Source organism: Xanthomonas sp. (genome assembly GCF_017163755.1).
Taxonomy (GTDB): domain Bacteria; phylum Pseudomonadota; class Gammaproteobacteria; order Xanthomonadales; family Xanthomonadaceae; genus Xanthomonas_A.
This window is the reverse complement of the sequence record NZ_JAFIWC010000027.1, coordinates 18,633-38,786: the sequence shown is the minus strand read 5'-3', so window position 1 is coordinate 38,786 and position 20,154 is coordinate 18,633. Positions and strand designations below refer to the sequence as shown.

Here is a 20,154-nt window from a genome sequence, read left to right as displayed (position 1 = left end):
TGGACAGTGGCATCTGCGGTGGGCGCTGGACGCGCCGCCCGCGCTCGCCTATTACTGGGGTCGCCACAGGTGTGCGGGGTCGCCGGGGAACGGCCGGCCGCACGTCCTGCGCCGTTCTGCGCTCCGCCATCTCGCCGCCACACAGGGGAAGCTGCCATGCCGTCGTTCGCCCTCTCCACGCTCAGCCGTGCCGTCCGCCTGGGCTGTCTCGGTTCCGCCCTGGTCTGCACGCCGGCCTGGGCGCAGCAGTCCGCGGCCGCACCGGCGTCCGCCGAGGCCATCGACCTGGACGCGATCGTGGTCACCGCCGGCAAGCGCAACCAGAGCGTGCGCGAGGTGGCCGGCTCGGTGTCGGCGGTCAGCGACGAACAACTGCAGGCCATCGGCGCGCAGAGCCTGGCCGACTACATCCAACGCACGCCCGGCGTGGTGTTCAACAGCTACCAGCCCGGCGTGTCGCACGTGGTGATGCGCGGCATCGCCACCAGCGCCGGCAACGTGCAGGGCCAGGCCACCACCGGCTTCTTCCTCAACGAGATCCCGCTGACCGAGCCGGGCTGGACGATCGTGGTGCCGGACGTGGACGCGTTCGACCTCAACCGGGTCGAGGTGCTGCGCGGGCCGCAGGGCACGCTGTTCGGCTCGGCGTCGATGGGCGGGGCGGTCAACTACATCGCCAACGTCGCCGATCCGTCCGGGTTCGACGCCGCCGCGGAGACCACGCTCAGCCAGACCCGCAACGCGGACGTGGGCTACAGCGGCAAGGCGATGGTCAACCTGCCGATCAAGCAGGACCTGCTGGCGCTGCGCGCGGTGGCGCAGTACCGCGACGATCCGGGCTACCTGGACAACCTGGGCACCGGCAAGGACGGCGCCAACACCACCACCGTCGCCGGCGGCCGCTTCTCGCTGGTGCTGACCCCGGCCGAGGGCACCACGCTGACCTGGCTGAGCCTGCTGCAGAACACCGATTCGGACGACAACGCCTACCGGATGCCGGCGCTGGGCGACCTGCAGCGCAGCACCGCGATCCCCGAATTCACCGACACCCGGGTCGATGTGCACAGCCTGCGCCTGGACCAGGCGCTGGGCTGGGCCGACTTCACCGCGCTGCTGGCCTACCAGAAGAAATCGCAGGACTGGCGCTTCGACTACACCCCGGTGCGCGCGGCCTACAACGCCGACCTGGACCTGGACCTGAGCAATCCGCTGTACATCGACTCCGGCGGCGAAAGCACCGGGCGCAGCGTCGAGCTGCGGCTGACCTCGCCGTCGGGCGGGCGCGTGGAGTGGCTGCTGGGCGGCATGTACTTCGACACCGACAAGTCGCTGTACGAGGCGCTCGGCGCCGAAGGCGCGGCGGCCGCGTTCGACGCGTCCTCGCTGTACGGCCCCGGCAGCGGCGCGGTGATCGCGCCGGACGGGCGCATCTTCAACGGGTTCTACAGCGACACCTCCGGTTCGGAAGCGGCGTTGTTCGGCGAGGCGTCGCTGTGGCTGAACCCGCAGTGGAAGCTGACCGCCGGCGGCCGCCTGTTCCGCACCCGGGTGCGCACCGTGTCCACCCAGCAGGGGTTTTCGACCTATCCGGGCGTGCCGATCGTCACCGCGTCCAGCACCGAGGAAAGCGGCTTCAACCCCAAGCTGTCGCTGAGCTACACCGCCAACGAGGACCTGATGTTCTACGGCCTGGTCTCCGAAGGCTTCCGCTTCGGCACGCCGAACGTGGCCGGGCTCAGCGCCTACCCGGTGCCGGCCGGCTCGGACAGCGACAGTCTGATCAACTACGAGCTGGGCACGCGCACGCGCTGGGCCGACGGCACGCTGCTGCTCGACGCCACCTTGTTCTACGTCGACTGGAGCGACATCCAGCTGCGCCTGCAGACCCCGGACCTGTTCAACTACGCCACCAACGGCGGCAAGGCCTACAGCCGCGGCGTGGAGCTGTCGGCGACGTGGCGGCCGCTGTCCAGCTTCGACTGGCAGAGCACCGTCACCTGGCAGCAGGCGCGGCTGGACGAGGACCTGTTCATCCTCTACTACGGCACCGCGCCGAAGGGCGCGCAGTTGCCGGGCTCGGCCGACTGGTCGATCAGCAACCTGCTCAGCTACCGCTTCGACACCCGCTTCCAGCCGATGCTGAGCCTGTCGCACCAGTTCCTGTCCGGCGGCATCAGCGACCTGAACTCGGCCGTGCCCGGCGTGGCGCCGAACCGGCAGGGCAACTACAACCTGTTCGACCTGCGCCTGCGCATGACCTTCGGCAGCACCGACATCACCCTGTTCGGCAGCAACCTGACCGACAAGCGCGGCGTGACCCGCTCGGTGCTGGAGACCAACGGCCCGGGCGAGGGCCTCGTGCGCCCGCGCACCGTCGGCATCACCGCGCACTGGCGGTACTGAGCGCATGGCGGCGGACATCAGCGGCATCCGGCGCGCGGCGCCGCGCGCACGGCGCGTGCGTGGCGGCGACGGCTGCGCAGCGCCCTGGATCGGCGCGCGCGGCGGACGCTTGCGGCAACACGACGCAGCGGTCGCTGCGCCGCGGCCGGAGTGCCGTGCCGAGCCGATGCCGCCGGTGGCGATGCGCACGGGCGCCGTCGCTACCCGTGCGGCCGCGCCGGCGCGCGCAGCGGGCAACGGCGCATGAGCGCGCCGGTGCCCGGGCGCTGGGCGCAGGCCTGCACGCGCAAGTCCATCGACGTGGCGGTGGCCGACGTCGACCGCGCCGGGCTGCAGCGCCGGCTCGGCATGGGCAGCCTGTTGGTGCTGGGCGTGGCCAACATCCTCGGAGCCGGCGTGTACGTGATGACCGGCGCGGCGGCGGCCGAATTCGCCGGCCCCGGAGTGATGCTGTCGTTCGTGATCGCGGCGCTGTCGTGCGCGTTCACCGGGCTGTGCTACGCGGAACTGGCCTCCACCATCCCGGTGCCGGGCTCGGCCTACAGCTACTGCTACGTCACCTTCGGCGAAGGCGCGGCGTGGGCGCTGGCGTGGCTGGTGATGCTGGAATACACGCTGGCCGCGGCGGCGGTGTCGGTGGGCTTTTCCGGCTACCTGGTCAGCCTGCTCGGCAACCTCGGCGTGCAGGTGCCGGCCGCGTTCGCCACGCCGCTGGTGCAGGCGGTGCAGCAGGGCGGCCACACCGATCTGAAGTTCGGCGGCGGGTTCAACGCGGTCGCGGCGCTGGCGGCGATCGCCGCGGCGCTGACCATGATCTTCGGCGTCAGCCGTTCGGCCGCGGCCAACGCGCTGCTGGTGGCGGTCAAGGTCGCGGTGTTGGTCGCCTTCGTCGCGGTCGGCGCGTGGTTCGTCGATCCGGGCAACTGGCGGCCGTTCATCCCGGCCAACGAAGGCGGCTTCGCCTACGGCTGGCCGGGCGTGCTGCGCGGCGCGGCGATGCTGTTCTTCGCCTATCTCGGCTTCGAGACCGTCTCCACCGCCTCGGCCGAGGCGCGCAATCCGCGCCGCGACGTGCCGGTGGGCATTCTCGGCGCGCTGGCGGCGTGCACCGTGCTGTACATCGCCGCCGGCGCGGTGCTGACCGGGCTGGTGCCGTATCGCCAGCTCGGCGTGCCCGACCCGATCGCGCTGGCGGTGGACCGCATCGGCTGGCCGGGGTTCGCGGTGCTGATCAAGCTCGGCGCGCTCACCGGCCTGGGTTCGGTGCTGCTGGCCAATGCCTACGGCCATTCGCGCATGACCCTGGCGATGGCGCGTGACGGCCTGCTGCCGCCGCTGTTCACCCGCGTGCACCCGCGCTGGCGCACGCCCTGGCTGGGCAATCTGGTGCTGGGCGGCATCGCCGCGCTGTCGGCGGCGCTGCTGCCGATCGGCGTGCTCGGCGACCTGGCCTGCCTGGGCATCGCCTCGGCGTTCCTGGTGGTGTGCGTGTCGGTGATCTGGCTGCGCTCCACCCGGCCCGAACTGCGCGGCGGCTTCCGCGTGCCGCTGGGCGGTATCCGTGTCGGCCGCTGGTGGCTGGGCGTGGTGCCGGTGCTGGGCATCGTGCTGTGCCTGGCGATGATGGCGCCGGTGCTGACCGACATGGCGATCCAGGTGCGCCGCGGCGACCTGCTGCCGGCCGCGATCCTGCTCGGCTACTGCCTGGCCGGGGCGGCGATCTACCTGGGCTACGGGCTGCGCCGCGCGCGCCGCGCGGCGCAGGCCACGGACCTTTCTCACGCAAGCGACGGACCGACTTCATGACCGATGCTGTTTCGCTGCGCGTCGACGACGCGCTGGCGCTCGGGCGCCTGGACGCCCACGACCAGGCCGCGCTGCTGGCGCGCGGCGAACTGACCGCGCTGGAACTGACCGAGGCGGCGATCGTGCGCGCGCAGCGGCTGGACCCGTCGCTGGGCGCGCTCAGCCATCGCGCCTTCGCGCTGGCGCGGCAGCACGCGCGCGCGGTGGATGCGCTGGCGCAGCGCCCGCCGCTGGGCGGCGTGCCGTACCTGCTGAAGGACTCGCTGGACTTCCCCGGCATGCCGAGCCTGGCCGGCTCGCGCAGCCGCACCGGCGTGCTGGCCACGCAGGCCTATCCGTTCGCGCAGCGTTTCCAGGCGCAGGGCCTGGTGCCGCTGGGCAAGAGCGCGATGCCCGAATTCGGCCTGCTGCCGTCGACCGAGCCGCTGCTCGGTCCGGTCACCCGCAACCCGTGGTCGCCGGCGCATTCGCCGGGCGGCTCCAGCGGCGGCGCCGGCGCGGCGCTGGCCGCCGGCATCGTGCCGCTGGCGCACGGCAGCGACGGCGCCGGTTCCATCCGCATTCCGGCGGCGTGCTGCGGCGTGGTCGGGCTCAAGCCCGGGCGCGGCGGCGTGGTGCGGGTGCGTGGCCGGCACGTGCTGGAAGACCTGATGGTGAGCGATGCGCTGATGTCGCGCAGCGTGCGCGACAGCGCCTGGGCGTTCGCCGCCGCGCATCCGCAGTCGCCGCCGATGGTGACCGCCGCGTCGCCGCGGCGCTTGCGCATCGGAGTGATCGACACCGGCCTGCGCGGGCAGGCGCCGCAGGCCGAGGTGGCCGCGGCGCTGGCGCAGGCCGCGCAGCTGTGCGAAGGCCTGGGCCATCGGGTCGAGCGCATGGCCTACCCGATCGACGGCGCCGCGGCCACGCGCGCGCTGGTCACGCTGTGGTCGCACATGGCCGCCGATTGCGTCGACGCGGCCGTCGCCAGCCTCGGCGAAGCGGTCGCGCAGCGCGCGCTGGAGCCGTGGACGCGCGAGCTGGCGCAATGGAACCTGGCCCATTGCGGCATCGCCGAACTCGAGCAGGCCTATGCGCAGCTGGCCGCGCTGCCGGCCGCGCTGCAGGCGCTGCACACGCGCGTGGACGTGCTGCTGACCCCGGTGGTGCGCACGCCGCCGCCGCCGCTGGGCGAGCTGGCGCCGGACCGGGTGCTCGAGGAACTGATGCCGGGCTTCTTCGACTGGGCCGCATACACGCCGCTGCAGAACCTGGCCGGCACGCCGGCGATCGCGCTGCCGCTGGCGCACGGCGGCGACGGCCTGCCGATCGGCGTGCAGTTCGTCGCCGACCGCGGCGCCGAAGCCGTGCTGCTGGCGCTGGCCTACGAACTGGAAGCGGCCGCGCCGTGGCAGCAGCGCTGGCCGCCGCACTCGGTGGCCGCGGCCGATCCGAAGGAGACGCCGTGATGGGACATGCACGCGATGCCCGCTACGCCGCGCGTTCGCCGCACGACCTGCTGGCGCTGCTGCGCGCGCAGCCGATGGCCTGGCTGGTTTCGGCCGGTGGCGACGATGCCGCGTTCACGCCGCTGCCGCTGCGCGCCGAATGCGCCGCCGACGGCCGGTTGCTCGCGCTGCGCGGGCACCTGGCGCGGCGCAATCCGCACGTGGCGCGGCTGCGCCGCGATCCGCAGGCGCAGGCGCTGGTGCTGGGGCCGCACGCCTACGTGTCGCCGAGCTGGCTGGACGACCGCACCCAGGCGCCGACCTGGAACTACGCCGCGGCGGTGTTCACGCTGCGGGTGGAGGTGGACGACTCCGCCGCGGCGATCGCCGCCGAACTGCAGGCGCTGGTGACCGCGATGGAAGCCGGCCGCGACGCCGCATGGCGCCTGGAAGAGATGGGCGAGCGCTATGCGCGGCTGGCCGTGGGGGTCAGCGCGCTGCGCGGCGAGATCGTCGACGTGCGCGCCACCTTCAAGCTGGGCCAGGACGAACGCGCGCAGGATTTCGCGCAGATCCTCGCCGGGCTGGGCGGCGCCGGCGCGCATGCGCTGGTGGACTGGATGCGCGCCTTCGCCGCGGACGCGCCGGCGCCGGGAGCCGACGCATGAGCGCGAGCCTGGACGCGCTGGACCCGCAGCTGCGCGGCTTCGTCGAGGCGGTGTGCCGCCACTCGGCGCAACTGGCCGCCGGCCGCGCGCTGGACTGGCCGCAGCGCCGGCAGATCGCCGAGACGGTGCGCGCGCCGTGGCGCGCCGGCGGGCCGCAGATGGCCGCGGTCGAAGAGCACCGGATCGACGCGCCTGCCGGCGCCTGCCGGTTGCGCGTGTACCGCCCGGCGCGGGCGCCGGCCTCGGCACCGGCGCTGCTGTACCTGCACGGCGGCGGCTGGTGCCTGTTCAGCGTGGACACCCACGACCGGCTGATGCGCGAGTACGCCGCCGCGGCCGGCGTGGTGGTGGTCGGCATCGACTACGTGCTGGCGCCGGAGCATCCGTACCCGGCCGCGCTGGAGCAGAGCGTGCACAGCGTCGCCTGGCTGCGCGCGCACGCGCACGCGCTGGGCGTGGACGCGCAGCGGCTGGCGCTGGGCGGCGATTCGGCCGGCGCGCAGCTGGCGCTGGCCACCGCGCTGTGCCTGCGCGACCGGCAAGCGCTGCGCGGCGTGGGTGCGCTGCTGTTGAACTACGGCGCCTTCGACCCGCACATCGACGCGCGCACCGCCGCCGCGCTCGGCGGCGCCGACGCGATGCTCAGCGCGGCGGAGATGGACGAGTTCTGGCGCTGCTACCTCGGCCAGGCCGCGCACGCCTGCCGCGATCCGCTGGCGCGCCCGCTGCGCGCCGCGCTGCACGGCCTGCCGCCGGCGCTGCTGCTGTGGGGCGAGCGCGACGTGCTGGGCGAGCAGAGCGTGCAGATGGCGCAGCGCCTGGCCGCGGCCGGGGTGGCCGTCGAGCAGCGCGTCTACCCCGGCGCGCCGCATAGCTTCCTGGAGGCGATGTCGGTCTCGGCGCAGGCGCGCGACGCGGTGGCGGCCGGCGCCGGCTGGCTGCGCCGGCACCTGCATGCCGGGTCCGGCGCCGCCGATTGCCGCGAGAATGGCGCATGAGCGCCGTCTTCCGACCGATCCTTCCGCGTGCCCGGCTCGCTCCAGGGCACCGCGCCGCCGCCGTCGCCTGCGCGCTGGCGCTGGCCTTCGCCGCGCCCGTGCGCGCCGCCGCGCCGCCGCCGACCCCGGCGCAGATCATGCAGCTGGCGCAGGTCGGCGATCCGCAGATCAGCCGCGACGGCGCGCGCATCGCCTACACCGTCGAGACCCCGCAGGGCGACGGCAAGCCGGCGTTGACCCGCATCTGGCGGGTGCCGGCGCAAGGCCGCGACGGCGCCGTCGCCCTGCCCGCGCCGGATGCGGCCAGCGACCGCAACCCGCGCTGGGCCGACGATGGCCGCACGCTGGGCTTCCTGTCCGACCGGCCGCTGCCGGGCGTGGACAAGGACGCAGGATTGGCCGCGACCCAGGTCTGGCAGGTGGACGCGGACGGCGATGCGGCCACGCCGCTGACCCGTTCGCCCGGCGACGTTAGCGCATTCGCGCTGTCGGCCGATGGCCGCCGGCTCGCCTACCTGGCCACCGACCCGCCGTCGCCGGCCGACAAGGCGCGCGCCGAGGCCAAGGACGATGCGGTCGAAGTCGAGCGCCCGCGGCAGTTCGCGCGGGTGTGGCTGCGCGAACTGGGCAGCGGCGCGACCCGCGCGCTGACCCCGCCGGGGCTGCAGGTGCACGACCTGGCCTGGTCGCCGGACGGCACCCGGCTGGCGCTGCGCGTGTCCGATGGCACCACCCTCAACGACTACTGGTACGCCTCGCGGGTGGTGCTGCTGGACGTGGCCGCCGGCACCCTGGGCACGCCGCTGTGCGCGCGCAGCTCGGCGTTCCCGCTGCAGTGGTCGCCGGACGGGCGCCGCCTGCTGTACGGCGAACTCGGCGCGCACGGCATGACCGCCACGCTGTACGTGCACGACCTGGTCGCCGGCACCCGCGTGGCGCTGGCGCCGGACTGGCCGGGCACGCTGTGGCTGGCGCGCTGGCAGGACGAGCGCACGTTGATCGGCCAGGGCCAGCGCGGCGTGCGCGGCGAGTTCCTGCGCCTGGATGCGTCCAGCGGCAAATGGAAGACGCTGGCCCGGCCGCAGATCCCGTACCAGAGCTTCACCACTGCCGCCAACGGCCGCAGCGCCTATATCGGCATCCGCGACGACCAGCCGGCCGAGGTGTGGACGCTGGACAACGGCCGGCTGCGCGCGCGCAGCGACAGCAACCCGCAGGTCGCCGGGTGGGCGCACGGCCGGCTGCGCGAACTGAGCTGGGCCTCCAGCCGCGACGGCCGCCAAATCACCGGCGTGTTGCTGACCCCGCCGGACTGGGACGGCCGCACCCGGCTGCCGACCCTGGTGCAGATCCACGGCGGTCCGGCCTGGGCCTGGTGGTCGGGCTGGCTGGGCTCCTGGCACGACTGGGCGCAGCTGCTCAGCACCCGCGGCTACGCGGTGTTCCTGCCCAATCCGCGCGGCTCGGAGGGCCAGGGCGCCGCCTTCGCCGAACTGGCCCGCCACGACTGGGGCGGCGCCGATTTCCAGGACGTGCTCGACGGCATCGACCGGCTCCAGGCCGAGGGCGTGGTCGACCCGCAGCGGCTGGCGATCGGCGGCTGGAGCTACGGTGGCTACCTGTCCGCCTGGGCGGTGGCGCAGTCGGACCGCTTCCGCACCGCGATCGTCGGCGCCGGCGTGACCGACATCGGCGCGATGGCGCTGACCACCGACACCCCGGACTACCTGCCGGGCTACTTCGGCGACCCGCTGGCCAACCGCGGCGAATACGACGCCCACTCGCCGATCCGCCATGCCGACCGGATCAAGGTGCCGGTGCTGATCCTGCACGGCGAACAGGACCGGCGCGTGCCGCTGGGCCAGGGCCAGATGCTGTACCGCGCGCTGAAGTTCAACGGCACCCCGGTGGAGATGGTCAGCTACCCGCGCGCGCCGCACTGGTTCCACGAGCGGGCGCATGGGCGCGACGTGCAGCAACGCGTGCTGGCATGGCTGGACGCGCACCTCCGGCCGGCGGGGGAGGAGCCTGCGCCGTAGAGGTATCGGCAGCGGGCGATGGATCATCCGCTAGCCTATTCAGCTACAATGGAAACGTTTACAAATGGACTTTTGCCGTCAATGAATACCCAGAACCTCCCGGAACGCGCGCCGCTCAGCCCGAAGTGGCAGTTCCGCTTCGACTTCTTCGACCGCCACGGCGGTCCGGCCTCGCCCGAGTTCAAGCCGGCGTTCAAGGCGCTGCCGTCGTTCGGCGACCGCCTGAAGATCAACATGAACTTCTTCGCCTTCTTCTTCGGCTGGATCTACTTCTTCATCCTCGGCCTGTGGCGCAAGGCGATCATGCTGATCGGCATCTCGCTGCTGATCGGCGTGCTGGCGTTCGTGCTGCCGCGGATGGTCGCCAACGGCCTGGGCGTGGCCTATTCGGTGCTGGTCGGCATGATCGCCAACTACGCGTTCTACCTGGATCGGGTGAAGGGCAGCACCAGCTGGAACCCGTTCGAAGGCATGCGCTGGTGGTAAGCGCAGCGCGCGGACGCCGCTGACGTCCGCGGCCGCCGCCACGGCGCAGCGAACGCTGTGTCGTGGCGGCGCCAGTCGAGTCTGGCGGCGACGCTAACCGTGGCGCACCGCCGTCTCGCCTCATGACGCGGCATGTACTTTCTGTACCTCGGGCCGGATCGGCCCTGTCGAAACGAGCCATGTCCGCCGTGAAGCCGGAACCCGGATTGCGCGACGAATTCGTCGCCGAGGCCGCGGCGGCGTCCCCCGCCTGATTAGAGATCGGGTCGGAGCCCCGGGCACTTCATCCCGATCATCGCCGGTGCGCCGCTCGCTGGCGCCACGACCGATGCGCGCGCGCACCGGCGTACGCCGCATCGGCGCGTTCGTCGCTTCTTCGCATCCTGGGTCAGGCCGTTCTCGAGCAGTTGCCCTGCCAGCAGCTTCTTCGGCCTGCCGCGCTTCGCCCTTCAGCGTAAGCGACCGCCCCTTTCACCTGTCGCTCCGTTCGCGGCGCTGTTGCGATCCCTGCCCAGGGCGAGGATCGAGAGCGGCACTGTCGAGCAAGCGGTCGGTACAGACGAAGCAGATCAGGCATGGCGGGCAAGCGGCAGGTCAGCGGCGGACTGTTGCCGCGCGCGCCGGTGACTAACCGAAGTTCGCTTCGTCAGTCAGGCGAGGCGCGGCAGAACCAACCAGCGGTATCCGGGCAAGCGAGCCCGCGCCAACGAAGCTGCGCCCCTCCCGGGGCGCACTCCATCACCGCATGGCCATGAGAGACCGCCGCCGTCAGCGCAAGCGCGAGAAGGCGCCGATCCCTGCGATCGCCAGCCGCTCGGCGGGAACCGCCGTTTCGGCGAACGACAGCCGCAGGTAGCGGATCTGGCGCACCTCGGGGAAATTCAGGCGCTGGGTCGAGAGCGCATAGGCGATGTTGGACAACTCGCCGGCGCCGGCCGGCTGCCAGCGTTGGCCATCCTCGCTGCTTTCTGCGACATAGCGTTTCGGCGGCGCCGAGCCGCTCATGACCGCGCGCGAGGGCGTGAGGCTGAAGCCGGCGACCTGGCGCAACGCGCCGATGTCGACCGTGACCTGCGCGGGATGGCCAGGCGTGGGAGCGGGCAGGATCCAGACCGTGCCGGCGTCATCGTCGAGCAGCTTCTCCGCGCCAGGCGCGCTGGCCTCGACGATCCGCCAGCCAGCGGTGGACAGCACGTCTGCCGCGCTCGCCGTCGGCCGGGCGACGGCGACCGGCGCAACGGCGAGGAACAGCGCGAATTCGCTGATGGCGGGGCATGCCGGCGCCTCGAGCACGACCAGGCGCACGCGGCTCGCGGCAACCGGGCGATCGAGCCGCAAGATGCGCTGTGCGCCAATGCACTGCGCTTCAGCCAGCCGCCGCCATTGCCCATCGACCTGGGCCTCGACGGCGAAGCGGGTTACGCGCACGCCGAGTGGCAGGTATTCGCGCAGCCGGATCAGGTCGAAGCGGCGCACCGCCGGTAGTTCGAGCGTCAACGTCGGCGTGGTGACGCCGTCCGGCGTGGACCAGTAGCTGTCCGGCTGGCGGTCGAGCACGCGTGCCGGTTCGAAACCCACGCCGCGGGAATCGCTGGCGCTGGCCTTGGCGCCCTTGGCCAGGTCGATGGCGAAGCTGGCGCGGATCGCGTCGCCAAAGCTCTTCAGCACCGCGACGTCGTGGTCGGCAATGCGTCCGCGTCGGTCGGGCGGAAGATTGAGGTTCATAGTGGTGCCCCGCGCGACAGACGTGTCGAAGTAGCGCACCAGATTCTCCGGGCTGCGCACCTTGCCGTCTTCATCGGCATGGTAGAACCAGCCCGGGCGGATGGAGGTATTGGTTTCGGCCGGCCACCACAGCGCCGCGCCCCGCACGCCGGCATTGCCGTTTTCCTGGGTATAAGGGGCATCCGGCATGGTCGGCCAGCACGGATCGCCCGCCACGCCGTCCTCGTTGCCCACCCAGCGGATATCGGCGCCAAGAGGATCGAAGGTGCAGGCCATCGGCTGGTGCTGGTGGACCAGGGCGATCATGCTTGGCCAGTTGTAGTAGCTGGGCGCATCGATCTTGCGCGTTTCGCGCGCGCCGCCGTAGTAGCCGTCGCCGCCGTTGGCGCCGTCGAACCAGAACTCGAACAATTCGCCATAGCGCGTGCATAGCTCGACGATCTGCTTGCGGAAATAGTCCAGATATGCCGGGCGGCCATACTCGGCGTGGTTGCGGTCCCAGGGGGAGAGGTAGAGGCCGAAGGCCAGGCCGGCGCGCCGACACGCCGCGGCCATTTCGCCGACGATGTCGCCCTTGCCGTCCTTGTAGGGCGAATTGCGAATGCAATGCTCGGTCAGGCGCGTCGGCCAAAGGCAGAATCCGTCGTGGTGCTTCGCGGTAAAAATCAGTCCCTTGAGGTTGCCGGCCTTGGCCGCGGCGACGATCTGATCGGCAGAGAAATCGCTGGGATCGAACTTGCGCGGATCCTCGTCGCCGTAGCCCCATTCCTTGTCCGTGAAGGTGTTCATCGCGAAATGCACGAATGCGTATTGCTCCAGCCGGTGCCATTGCAGCTGCCGCGCGCTGGGCACCGCGCCCCAGGGCGAAGGCGCCCTAGGGCGAGGCGCGCCTGCGATCTGGGCGGCGGATGCGGTAACGCTGGCGGCGACGGCCACTACACCGGTGGCAAGGAAGGTGCGGCGATCGATCATTGACTTCTCCAAATTCGCACAAGTCCGGATCTTAGCTTTTTCCAGCGGCGGCGAAGCAGCACCGCCAGGACGTGCACGACTCGCTGAGCGTCCATGCCGGCGCCTGTCGGACCCGATGAGGTCGAACGAGAGCGGCGGTGTCTGATGCTTTCCTTCTGGAGCGGTCGCGGTGGCAGCAACGCGCGACCGGTGCGGCGGCGAGCAGGGTCAGGCGCATGGCGGTCGTCGTCCGATGGAAGCGACGACGTGGCGGGTTCGGTCGCACCGTCGCCGCGCTCGCGTAGTGCGTTCGCCGCAACCGGCAGGTTCTCCGGCAGATGGCTGGCGACGTTCGGCCCGGGCCCATCGCCGACGGGCGCGGTCCTCGGCGGCGCTAGCAGGCAGCTAGACGGCGACGCGCAGGTCGTTGCCGAACTGCGCAATCCCCTCGGCCGGATCCCGGCGCCAGCCGCATTCGCCAAGCGCGTCGGCCAGCGCCATCGGGCGAGCGAAGGCGGTGCCGATGCGGCGCGCCCAGGCGGCTGGGAACGGTGGCGTCACTGCCGCGTCTGCTCGCGCCGCAGCAGGCTGTGGCGCCGTCCGTAGGCCAGGTACGCGACCACGCCGACCGCGTTCCATAGCGCGAACCACTTCTGCGTGGTGTGCGGCAGGCTCCAGAACAGGTACAGGCAGCCGCCGATCGCCAGCGGCGCGACCACCCACGCCAGCGGCGTGCGGAACTTGCGCTCGCGGCCGGGCTCGCGCACGCGCAGCACCAGCAGGCACGCGGCCACCGCGATGAACGCGGCCAGGGTGCCGGCGTTGGCCAGCGCGGCGATCTCGTCCAGCCGCGCCACGCCGGCCAGCGCCGCCACCAGCACCGCGGTGAACAGGGTGGTCGCCACCGGCGTGCCGGTGCGCGCGCTGACCTTGGACAGCCCGCGCGGCAGCAGGCCGTCGCGCGACATCACGAAGAAGATCCGGCTCTGCCCGTACAGGAACGCCAGCAGCACCGTCGGCAGCGCGATCACCGCGACCACGCCGATCATCGCGGCGGCCTTGCCGTGGCCGAGTTCGCGCAGGATCAGCGCCAGCGGCTCGGGGCTTTGTCCGAACACCGTGTAGCTCATCGCGCCCACCGCGGCCAGCGCCACCAGCACGTAGATCAGCGTGCAGCCGACCATCGAGCCGATGATGCCGATGGAGAGGTCGCGCCCGGGGTTCTTGGTTTCCTCGGCGGCGGTGGAAATCGCATCGAAGCCGTAGAAGGCGAAGAAGATGATCGCCGCCGCCGCCATCACCCCGCGTTCCACGCCGTCGGCGCCCAGCGCCTTGGAGAATCCGTACGGCATGAACGGCTGCAGGTGGTCGCCGTCGAAGGCCGGCAGCGCGATGGCGACGAACGCGCCCAGCGCCACGATCTTGAGCACCACCAGCACCGCGTTGAGGGTGGCGCTTTCCCGGGTGCCGGCCATCAGCATCCCGGCCACCACGAAGGTGATCAGCACCGCCGGCAGATTGACCACGCCGCCGGCGTGCGGGCCGGCGGCGAGCGCGGCCGGCAGCGTCATGTCGATCCCCGACTGCGCGCTGGCCCATTGCAGGAAGCCGACGAAGTAGCCCGACCAGCCCACCGCCACCGTGCTGACCACCAGCGAGTACTCCAGGATCAGGCTCCAGCCCACCACCCAGGCGATGCTCTCGCCCAGCGCGATGTAGCTGTAGGTGTAGGCGCTGCCGGCGGCCGGCATCATCGTCGCCATCTCCGCGTAGGCCAGCGCGGCGCAGGCGCAGATCGCCCCGGCCACCGCGAACGACAGCAGCACCGCGGGCCCGGCCTTGTCCGCGCCGACCCCGATCAGGGTGTAGATGCCGGTGCCGACGATGGCGCCGATGCCCAGCGCCACCAGGTGCGGCCAGCTCAGCGTGGGCACCAGCCGGCGCCCGGCCTCGTGCACGGTGACCAGATCGAGGGATTTGCGCCGGAACAGGAACGACATGCGGGCCTCGCGGGAAGCGGCAGCGGGAACAGGTCCGCGAGTGTCGCCCAATGCGGTGCAGCAAAGCTATGCCGGGACCGGGTTACGCCATGATCGTGGCCGGCGCCGCGTCGATCGCGGTTGCGCCGCTGCGCGGCGACCGGGCACCCGGCGCTGCCGTAGTGGCCCGGTGGTGTGTCCTATGACGATGCGTTTCAGCTGCTCGTTCCCAACCGCACCCCGAAGCCGATCAGGAACACCCCGGCACCGCGGCGCAGCCACAGGCCCAGCCGCGGATGCTCGCGCACGCGACGCGCCAGCGCGTGGCCGACCCCGATCAGCAGCGAGCAGTAGGCCACGCCGAGCAGCGCGATCAACCCGGCCATCGTCGCGAAGGTGGCCAGGCCGCGATGCGTGGCCGGGTCGATGAACAACGGGAAGAACGCCATGTAGAACACGATCGCCTTGGGGTTGAGCAGGGTGATCAGCAGGCCCTGGCGGAAGTAGTGGCCCGGGTGCATGCGGATCGGGCCGAGCGCGCCGTCGCCGCGCGGCGCGCGCAGCAGGCCGATGCCGATCCACACCAGGTAGGCGGCGCCGAGGTACTGCACCGCGTGGAACAGCACCGGATTGGCCTGGAGCAGCGCGGCGACGCCGGCCGCCGCCAGCCACATCAGCACCTGGTCGCCGAGCAGCAGGCCGGCCAGCGCGGTATAGCCGCCGCGCACGCCGCCGCGGCCGGTGGCGGTCAGCAGCGCGAAGGTGCCCGGACCGGGCAGGGCCAGGAACAGCAGCACCGCGACGACGAAGGTCCACAGGTCGTGGATTCCCATCCAGAGCATGGCACGCGCTCGCGCGAAACGGGCGGCCATGATAGACGCCGCCGGCCCCGGCTACGGCAGGCCGTTGCGACCGTGCGCAAGGAAGCCCGGGCGCGTCGACAGGCGATCGTAGTAGGCCGCCACCGCCGGCAGCGACGGCCGCGCCATCGGCGTCGCCATCCAGCGTTGCGTGGACAGGCCCAGCACGATGTCGGCCACGGTGAACGCGGCGCCGGCGGCGTAGGCGCCGGTGCGCTGCAGTTGCGCGTCCAGGATCCGCATGTGCCGGTGCCAGTTCTCCACGCTGTGCGCGATCGCCTCGGCGTCGCGATGCGCGGGGCTGTCACGGACCAGCGCCATGAACGCATAGCGCCAGGCGTTGTTCAGTTCGGTCGCCTGCCAGTCCATCCACTGCTCGACCTGCGCGCGCGCCTGCGGCGCGGTCGGCAGCAGGTCCGCGCGCCGCTGCCGCGCGGCCAGGTAGCGGCAGATGCTGTTGGATTCCCACAGCACGAAATCGCCGTCGCGCAGCACCGGTACCAGCGCATTGGGATTGAGCGCGCGGAACGCCGCCGTGTCCACCGCGGCGAAGCCGGCGCCGTAGTGCTGCTGGTCGATCGCCAGCTCCAGTTCCGCGCACAGCCACAGCACCTTGCGCACGTTGATCGACGAGGATTTGCCGTACAGCACGAGCATGGTCGTAGGCGGCCGAGGAAAGGTACTGGAGCGTGCCTGGGCGCGGCGCGCGGCGCAATGCACGCGCAGGCGGGCGCCGCGATCCCCCGCACAGGGCCGCCTGGCCGCTTCGGCGCGGATGGGGGTGCGGCGCATGGGGCCATCGCGCGGCGGCGGCAACCGCAGCGCGCGGACGCAGCGCGTGAGACGCGGCCGGCTACACTGGCGGCATGCAAAACGATCCCCATTTCCTGATCCTGGCCGGCCTGCTGTGCGCGGTCATCGCGCTGCTGCTGGCGCTGCTGCTGCGCCGTTCCAGCCACGCGCCGCTGGAGCAGGCCCTGCGCGAGGAGCAGCGCAGCGGCCGCGGCGAACTGCGCGAGCAGCTGGACAGCCTGGCGCGGCTGCAGGACACGCGCATCGAGGGCTTCGGCCGCAACCTGGCCGACCTGTCCACCCGCACCGACCAGCGCCTGGACCTGCTGCGCGAGGCGCTGACCGAGGACGCGCGCCGCGGCCGGGTCGAGGCCGGGCAAGCGCAGCTGCGCATGGCCGAACTGCTCAACCAGCGCCTGGTCGAGGTGCGCGGCCAGCTGGACGCGTTCGGCCAGCAGCAAGAGGCGCGCATGCTGCACTTCGGCCAGCAGCAGGCGGAGCTGGTCGCGCGCATCGACGCGCACCTGGACGGGCTGCGCGAGGCGCTGGTGGAGGACGCGCGCAAGGGCCGGCTGGAAGGCGCGCAGTCGCAGCAGCGCTTCACCGAAACGCTGGTCCAGCGCCTGAACGAGCTGACCCAGCGCAACGAGCAGCGCATCGGCGAGATGCGCGAGACCCTGGAACAGCAGCTCAAGGGCCTGCAGGCCGACAACTCGGCCAAGCTCGAACTGATGCGCGCCACCGTCGACGAGAAGCTGCAGAGCACGCTCACCACGCGCCTGGATTCCTCGTTCAAGCTGGTGTCCGAGCGGCTGGAGCAGGTGCAGCGCGGGCTGGGCGAGATGCAGCAGCTGGCCACCGGCGTGGGCGACCTCAAGCGCGTGCTCAGCAACGTCAAGAACCGCGGCGGCTGGGGCGAGGTGCAGCTGGAGAACATCCTCGAGCAGACCCTGACCCAGGAGCAGTACGCGCGCGGCGTGCGCGTGCGCCCGGAGCGCAACGAGGCGGTGGATTTCGCCGTGCGCCTGCCCGGGCGCGGCCACGACGACACCCCGGTGTGGCTGCCGATCGATTCCAAGTTCCCGCGCGAGGACTACGAACGGCTGCTCGACGCGCAGGAACAGGGCGACCCGGAACAGGTGCTGCTGATGGGCGCGCAGCTGGAACGCGCGATCCGGGTCCAGGCCAAGTCGATCAGCGACAAGTACATCGCCCCGCCGCACACCACCGACTTCGCGGTGATGTTCCTGCCCACCGAGGGCCTGTACGCCGAGACGCTGCGCCGGCCCGGCCTGGCCGACCTGCTGCAGCGCGAGCACCGCATCGTCATCGCCGGCCCCACCACCGTGACCGCGCTGCTCAACAGCCTGCAGATGGGCTTCCGCACGCTGGCCATCGAGAAGCGTTCCAGCGAAGTGTGGGGCGTGCTGGCGGCGGTCAAGAGCGAGTTCGGCAAGTTCGCCGGCATCCTCGAAAAGGCCGAGAAGCAGATCACCACGGTCGGGCGCAGCCTGGGCGAAGCCAGCCGCAAGACGCGCACCATCGAGCGCAGCCTGCGCGGCGTGGAGACGCTGCCCGACGCGCCACCGGTGCCCTTGCTCGATCTGGACCTTCCCATCGACGACACCGGCACCGGCCTGGACGAAGACCCCCCGCGCGACGGGCAGGAATAGGCGGCAGCATGGCGCTCCACCTGCGGCGCCGCCGGCTTTGCGATACTGCGCGCCTACGCCAGCCAACCAGGAACAAACCGGATGTCGATACGCGCGTGCATGAGCCTGTTGTCCTGCCTGCTGCTGGCGGCCTGCAGCAATGGTCCCGGCGCGCACGCCGTGCCCGCCGCGCAAGCGGACAGCGGTAGCGCCACCGCGGCGCCGGACGCGGCCAGTTGCGCGGCACAGGGCGGCAGCATGCGCCCGCTCGGCCGCCGCGGCCTGCTTCGGTGCGTGGTCCCGTTCGCCGACGCCGGCAAGGCCTGCAGCGACAGCGACCAGTGCCAGGGCGATTGCCTGGTCGCCACGCCGGTGGCCAGCGGAACGCCGGCGCAGGGCACCTGCCAGCGCGACATCAGCGAGAACTTCGGCTGCCGGCAGGAAGTGCGCGGCGGCGTGGGCGCCTCGCAGATCTGCATCGACTGAGCGCGCGCCAGGCGCTGGCCGCCGGTCTATGCTGGCGCTCCCTTTCCTTGCGCGAGCGCACATGAGCCAGTCGATCCACGACATCCCGCTGACCAGCATCGAAGGCCAGCCCACGGCGCTGGCCGCGTACCGCGGCAAGGTGCTGCTGATCGTCAACGTCGCCTCCAAGTGCGGGTTGACCCAGCAGTACGAGGGGCTGGAGGCGCTGTACCGCGAAAAGCGCGGCGCCGGGCTGGAAGTGCTCGGCTTCCCGGCCAACGACTTCAAGGGCCAGGAACCGGGCAGCGAGGCCGAGATCCAGCAGTTCTGCCAGCTCACCTACGACGTCACCTTCCCGATGTTCGCCAAGATCGCGGTCACCGGCGAGGCGACGCATCCGCTGTACCGTGCGCTGATTGCCGCACGGCCGCAGACCGAAGGCGAGGGCCCGATGCGCGAGGAGCTGCGCGGCTACGGCATCGACCCCAACCCGGCGCCGGGCGTGCTGTGGAACTTCGAGAAGTTCCTGGTCGGCCGCGACGGCCAGGTACTCGGGCGCTTCGCCCCCAACCTCGCCGCCGACGACGCGCGCCTGCGCCAGGCGATCGACGCGGCGCTGGCGTAGGCCTGCGGCGCCGGCACGCGCGCTGCGGCGAACGTGCGCAGGCGCAGGGGTAACGGCATTGCGTCAGCCCATGCCTGCGGATCGCGCGCGGTCGCGCCGGCATCCGCGCCGTGGCCGCGCGCATGGGCACGCGCCACGACACGAATCCTGCGGAAACGAAAAACCCGGCCTGCGCCGGGTTTTCGTGAGCCTAGCGGAACGGGCAGCGCCTACTTGCCGCCGCCGCCCCACTCGGGGATCGGCATCGCGTCCACCGGCACGGTCGGGTTGTTCTCCTCCTCGCGCAGGTAGTCCGGCAGATCGTTGTCCTCGCGCTTGTGGCTGCGCAGGTCGCCTTCGATCTGGTAGGTGCGGCGCTGCAGCCAGGCGTCGCGGGTCAGCTGGTACTCGTCCGGCGCCTCGTCGCGCAGGCTGTCCAGCGACAGCAGCTGCGCGCGCGTGTCCACCAGCTGCAGGCCCTGCAGGCCGACGCGCACCGTGTCTTCCTCGATCTGCCGCAGCGGCGACAGCGGCGCGTCGCCGGCCAGGCCGAACACGTCGCGCACCGTGCGCGGGCCGAACAGCGGCAGTTCCACGTAGCGCGAACGGCGCCAGCCCCAGGCGCCGAGGGTCTGGCCGAAGTCCTCGCTGCGCCGCGGCAGCTTGGCGTCGCTGGCCGGGTCGAAGATGCCGGCGATGCCCAATGTGCTGTTGACCAGGAACCGGCCCAGGGTCTGCCCGGCCTGCAGCGGACGGCCCTGCAGCAGCTGGTTGACCATGGTCAGCGGCGAGCTGAGGTTGTCGAAGAAGTTGGTCACGCCCAGCCGCACCGGGCGCGGCACCACGTTGACGTAGGCGCGCGCCAGCGGCCGCGCCACGGCGCGGTCGACCACGTTGTTGAAGCCGTGCACCTTGCGGTTGAACTTCTCCCACGGGTCGTAGCTCGGCGGCGTGGTGATGCCGGCCGGCAGGGTCGGGTCGGCCACCGGGTTGTACGGATCGCTGCCGTACAGCGCGGCGTAGTCGCCCTCGGCCGCGGTGGACGGCGCGCCGTCGGTAGGCGCGGTGGCGGTGGCGGCGCTATCGCCGCTCGCCGCCGGGACCATCGCGGCCTGGGCGTCGCTGGCCTGCGTCTGCTCCGCGTCCGTGGCCGCAGGGGCTGTGCCGGCGTCGGCCGGGTCGGCGGCCGCGGCGACCGGTGTGGGAGTCGCCGGCGCGGCCGCGCGCTGGGGAGCGCCGGCACAGGCGCCCAGCAGCGCGACCAGGGACAGGGAAAGAAGGGTACGCAGCACGTTCATG

The 20,154-nt window shown here is 72.1% G+C and carries 17 protein-coding genes; 11 read left to right on the top strand and 6 right to left on the bottom strand.

Features of this window, described 5'->3' with window-relative positions; translation table 11 throughout:
* Positions 1-156: 156 nt before the first annotated feature.
* The 8 genes from JR065_RS17080 (at position 157) to JR065_RS17045 (ending at position 9,827) form a co-directional block, all read left to right on the top strand.
* A complete protein-coding gene (locus JR065_RS17080) occupies positions 157-2,403 on the top strand; it encodes a TonB-dependent receptor (protein WP_206235524.1) in 2,247 nt (748 codons plus the stop codon).
* 4 nt (positions 2,404-2,407) lie between these two features.
* Positions 2,408-2,650 carry a hypothetical protein gene (locus tag JR065_RS17075; protein ID WP_206235523.1) on the top strand — a complete coding sequence of 81 codons (243 nt, stop codon included), beginning with the start codon at positions 2,408-2,410 and terminating at the stop codon, positions 2,648-2,650.
* Positions 2,647-4,209: an amino acid permease gene (locus JR065_RS17070; protein WP_206235522.1), complete on the top strand. Its 1,563-nt coding sequence runs from the start codon at positions 2,647-2,649 to the stop codon at positions 4,207-4,209. The genes JR065_RS17075 and JR065_RS17070 overlap by 4 nt, the downstream gene beginning before the upstream one ends.
* On the top strand, positions 4,206-5,657 hold the full coding sequence (locus JR065_RS17065; RefSeq protein ID WP_206235521.1) for an amidase family protein: 1,452 nt from the start codon (positions 4,206-4,208) through the stop codon (positions 5,655-5,657). The genes JR065_RS17070 and JR065_RS17065 overlap by 4 nt, the downstream gene beginning before the upstream one ends.
* A complete protein-coding gene (locus tag JR065_RS17060; protein WP_206235520.1) occupies positions 5,657-6,304 on the top strand; it encodes an FMN-binding negative transcriptional regulator in 648 nt (215 codons plus the stop codon). Before JR065_RS17065 ends, JR065_RS17060 begins: the two co-directional genes overlap by 1 nt.
* Positions 6,301-7,302, top strand: coding sequence for an alpha/beta hydrolase (locus JR065_RS17055; protein ID WP_206235519.1), 1,002 nt, complete (start codon positions 6,301-6,303; stop codon positions 7,300-7,302). The genes JR065_RS17060 and JR065_RS17055 overlap by 4 nt, the downstream gene beginning before the upstream one ends.
* Entirely contained in the window at positions 7,299-9,341 is a 2,043-nt protein-coding gene (locus tag JR065_RS17050; protein WP_206235518.1) for an alpha/beta hydrolase family protein, read from the top strand. The genes JR065_RS17055 and JR065_RS17050 overlap by 4 nt, the downstream gene beginning before the upstream one ends.
* 81 nt (positions 9,342-9,422) lie before the next feature.
* Complete coding sequence (locus JR065_RS17045) at positions 9,423-9,827, top strand: DUF2628 domain-containing protein (protein WP_206235517.1); 405 nt, start codon at positions 9,423-9,425, stop codon at positions 9,825-9,827.
* Positions 9,828-10,595: 768 nt separating this feature from the next.
* On the opposite strand, the gene JR065_RS17040 is transcribed toward JR065_RS17045, so the two are convergent.
* The 5 genes from JR065_RS17040 to JR065_RS17020 form a co-directional block, all read right to left on the bottom strand.
* Entirely contained in the window at positions 10,596-12,524 is a 1,929-nt protein-coding gene (locus JR065_RS17040; protein WP_206235516.1) for an alpha-L-fucosidase, read from the bottom strand.
* Positions 12,525-12,908: 384 nt separating this feature from the next.
* Positions 12,909-13,064, bottom strand: a complete 156-nt coding sequence (locus JR065_RS17035; protein ID WP_206235514.1) for a hypothetical protein — start codon at positions 13,062-13,064, stop codon at positions 12,909-12,911.
* Positions 13,061-14,503 (bottom strand): amino acid permease, encoded by a 1,443-nt coding sequence (locus tag JR065_RS17030; protein ID WP_206235513.1) that lies wholly within the window; start codon positions 14,501-14,503, stop codon positions 13,061-13,063. The genes JR065_RS17035 and JR065_RS17030 overlap by 4 nt, the downstream gene beginning before the upstream one ends.
* Positions 14,504-14,697: 194 nt before the next feature.
* Positions 14,698-15,324, bottom strand: a complete 627-nt coding sequence (gene leuE / locus JR065_RS17025; protein WP_206235512.1) for a leucine efflux protein LeuE — start codon at positions 15,322-15,324, stop codon at positions 14,698-14,700.
* 51 nt (positions 15,325-15,375) lie between these two features.
* Positions 15,376-15,999, bottom strand: a complete 624-nt coding sequence (locus JR065_RS17020; protein WP_206235510.1) for a glutathione S-transferase family protein — start codon at positions 15,997-15,999, stop codon at positions 15,376-15,378.
* A 209-nt stretch (positions 16,000-16,208) separates the two neighbouring features.
* Between JR065_RS17020 and rmuC the strand changes: the two genes are divergently transcribed.
* The 3 genes from rmuC to JR065_RS17005 all read left to right on the top strand — a co-directional run bounded on the left by rmuC (position 16,209) and on the right by JR065_RS17005 (position 18,876).
* Complete coding sequence (rmuC, locus tag JR065_RS17015) at positions 16,209-17,807, top strand: DNA recombination protein RmuC (protein WP_206235509.1); 1,599 nt, start codon at positions 16,209-16,211, stop codon at positions 17,805-17,807.
* Positions 17,808-17,888: 81 nt separating this feature from the next.
* Entirely contained in the window at positions 17,889-18,272 is a 384-nt protein-coding gene (locus JR065_RS17010; protein WP_206235508.1) for a hypothetical protein, read from the top strand.
* Between the two features lie 61 nt (positions 18,273-18,333).
* The gene (locus JR065_RS17005) at positions 18,334-18,876 is read left to right on the top strand and encodes a glutathione peroxidase (RefSeq protein WP_206235507.1); all 543 of its coding nucleotides are present in this window, start codon (positions 18,334-18,336) and stop codon (positions 18,874-18,876) included.
* Between the two features lie 209 nt (positions 18,877-19,085).
* Here JR065_RS17005 and JR065_RS17000 read toward each other — a convergent pair whose 3' ends face one another.
* Complete coding sequence (locus tag JR065_RS17000; RefSeq protein WP_206235505.1) at positions 19,086-20,153, bottom strand: MlaA family lipoprotein; 1,068 nt, start codon at positions 20,151-20,153, stop codon at positions 19,086-19,088.
* Position 20,154 lies beyond the last annotated feature (1 nt).

What these genes read in the sequence shown, in the direction of transcription:
- JR065_RS17080 (WP_206235524.1), top strand. Translation starts at nt 157, where the DNA reads ATGCCGTCGTTCGCCCTCTCCACGCTCAGCCGTGCCGTCCGCCTGGGC.
- JR065_RS17075 (WP_206235523.1), top strand. Translation starts at nt 2,408, where the DNA reads ATGGCGGCGGACATCAGCGGCATCCGGCGCGCGGCGCCGCGCGCACGG.
- JR065_RS17070 (WP_206235522.1), top strand. Translation starts at nt 2,647, where the DNA reads ATGAGCGCGCCGGTGCCCGGGCGCTGGGCGCAGGCCTGCACGCGCAAG.
- JR065_RS17065 (WP_206235521.1), top strand. Translation starts at nt 4,206, where the DNA reads ATGACCGATGCTGTTTCGCTGCGCGTCGACGACGCGCTGGCGCTCGGG.
- JR065_RS17060 (WP_206235520.1), top strand. Translation starts at nt 5,657, where the DNA reads ATGGGACATGCACGCGATGCCCGCTACGCCGCGCGTTCGCCGCACGAC.
- JR065_RS17055 (WP_206235519.1), top strand. Translation starts at nt 6,301, where the DNA reads ATGAGCGCGAGCCTGGACGCGCTGGACCCGCAGCTGCGCGGCTTCGTC.
- JR065_RS17050 (WP_206235518.1), top strand. Translation starts at nt 7,299, where the DNA reads ATGAGCGCCGTCTTCCGACCGATCCTTCCGCGTGCCCGGCTCGCTCCA.
- JR065_RS17045 (WP_206235517.1), top strand. Translation starts at nt 9,423, where the DNA reads ATGAATACCCAGAACCTCCCGGAACGCGCGCCGCTCAGCCCGAAGTGG.
- JR065_RS17040 (WP_206235516.1), bottom strand. Translation starts at nt 12,524, where the DNA reads ATGATCGATCGCCGCACCTTCCTTGCCACCGGTGTAGTGGCCGTCGCC.
- JR065_RS17030 (WP_206235513.1), bottom strand. Translation starts at nt 14,503, where the DNA reads ATGTCGTTCCTGTTCCGGCGCAAATCCCTCGATCTGGTCACCGTGCAC.
- leuE (WP_206235512.1), bottom strand. Translation starts at nt 15,324, where the DNA reads ATGCTCTGGATGGGAATCCACGACCTGTGGACCTTCGTCGTCGCGGTG.
- JR065_RS17020 (WP_206235510.1), bottom strand. Translation starts at nt 15,999, where the DNA reads ATGCTCGTGCTGTACGGCAAATCCTCGTCGATCAACGTGCGCAAGGTG.
- rmuC (WP_206235509.1), top strand. Translation starts at nt 16,209, where the DNA reads ATGCAAAACGATCCCCATTTCCTGATCCTGGCCGGCCTGCTGTGCGCG.
- JR065_RS17010 (WP_206235508.1), top strand. Translation starts at nt 17,889, where the DNA reads ATGTCGATACGCGCGTGCATGAGCCTGTTGTCCTGCCTGCTGCTGGCG.
- JR065_RS17005 (WP_206235507.1), top strand. Translation starts at nt 18,334, where the DNA reads ATGAGCCAGTCGATCCACGACATCCCGCTGACCAGCATCGAAGGCCAG.
- JR065_RS17000 (WP_206235505.1), bottom strand. Translation starts at nt 20,153, where the DNA reads ATGAACGTGCTGCGTACCCTTCTTTCCCTGTCCCTGGTCGCGCTGCTG.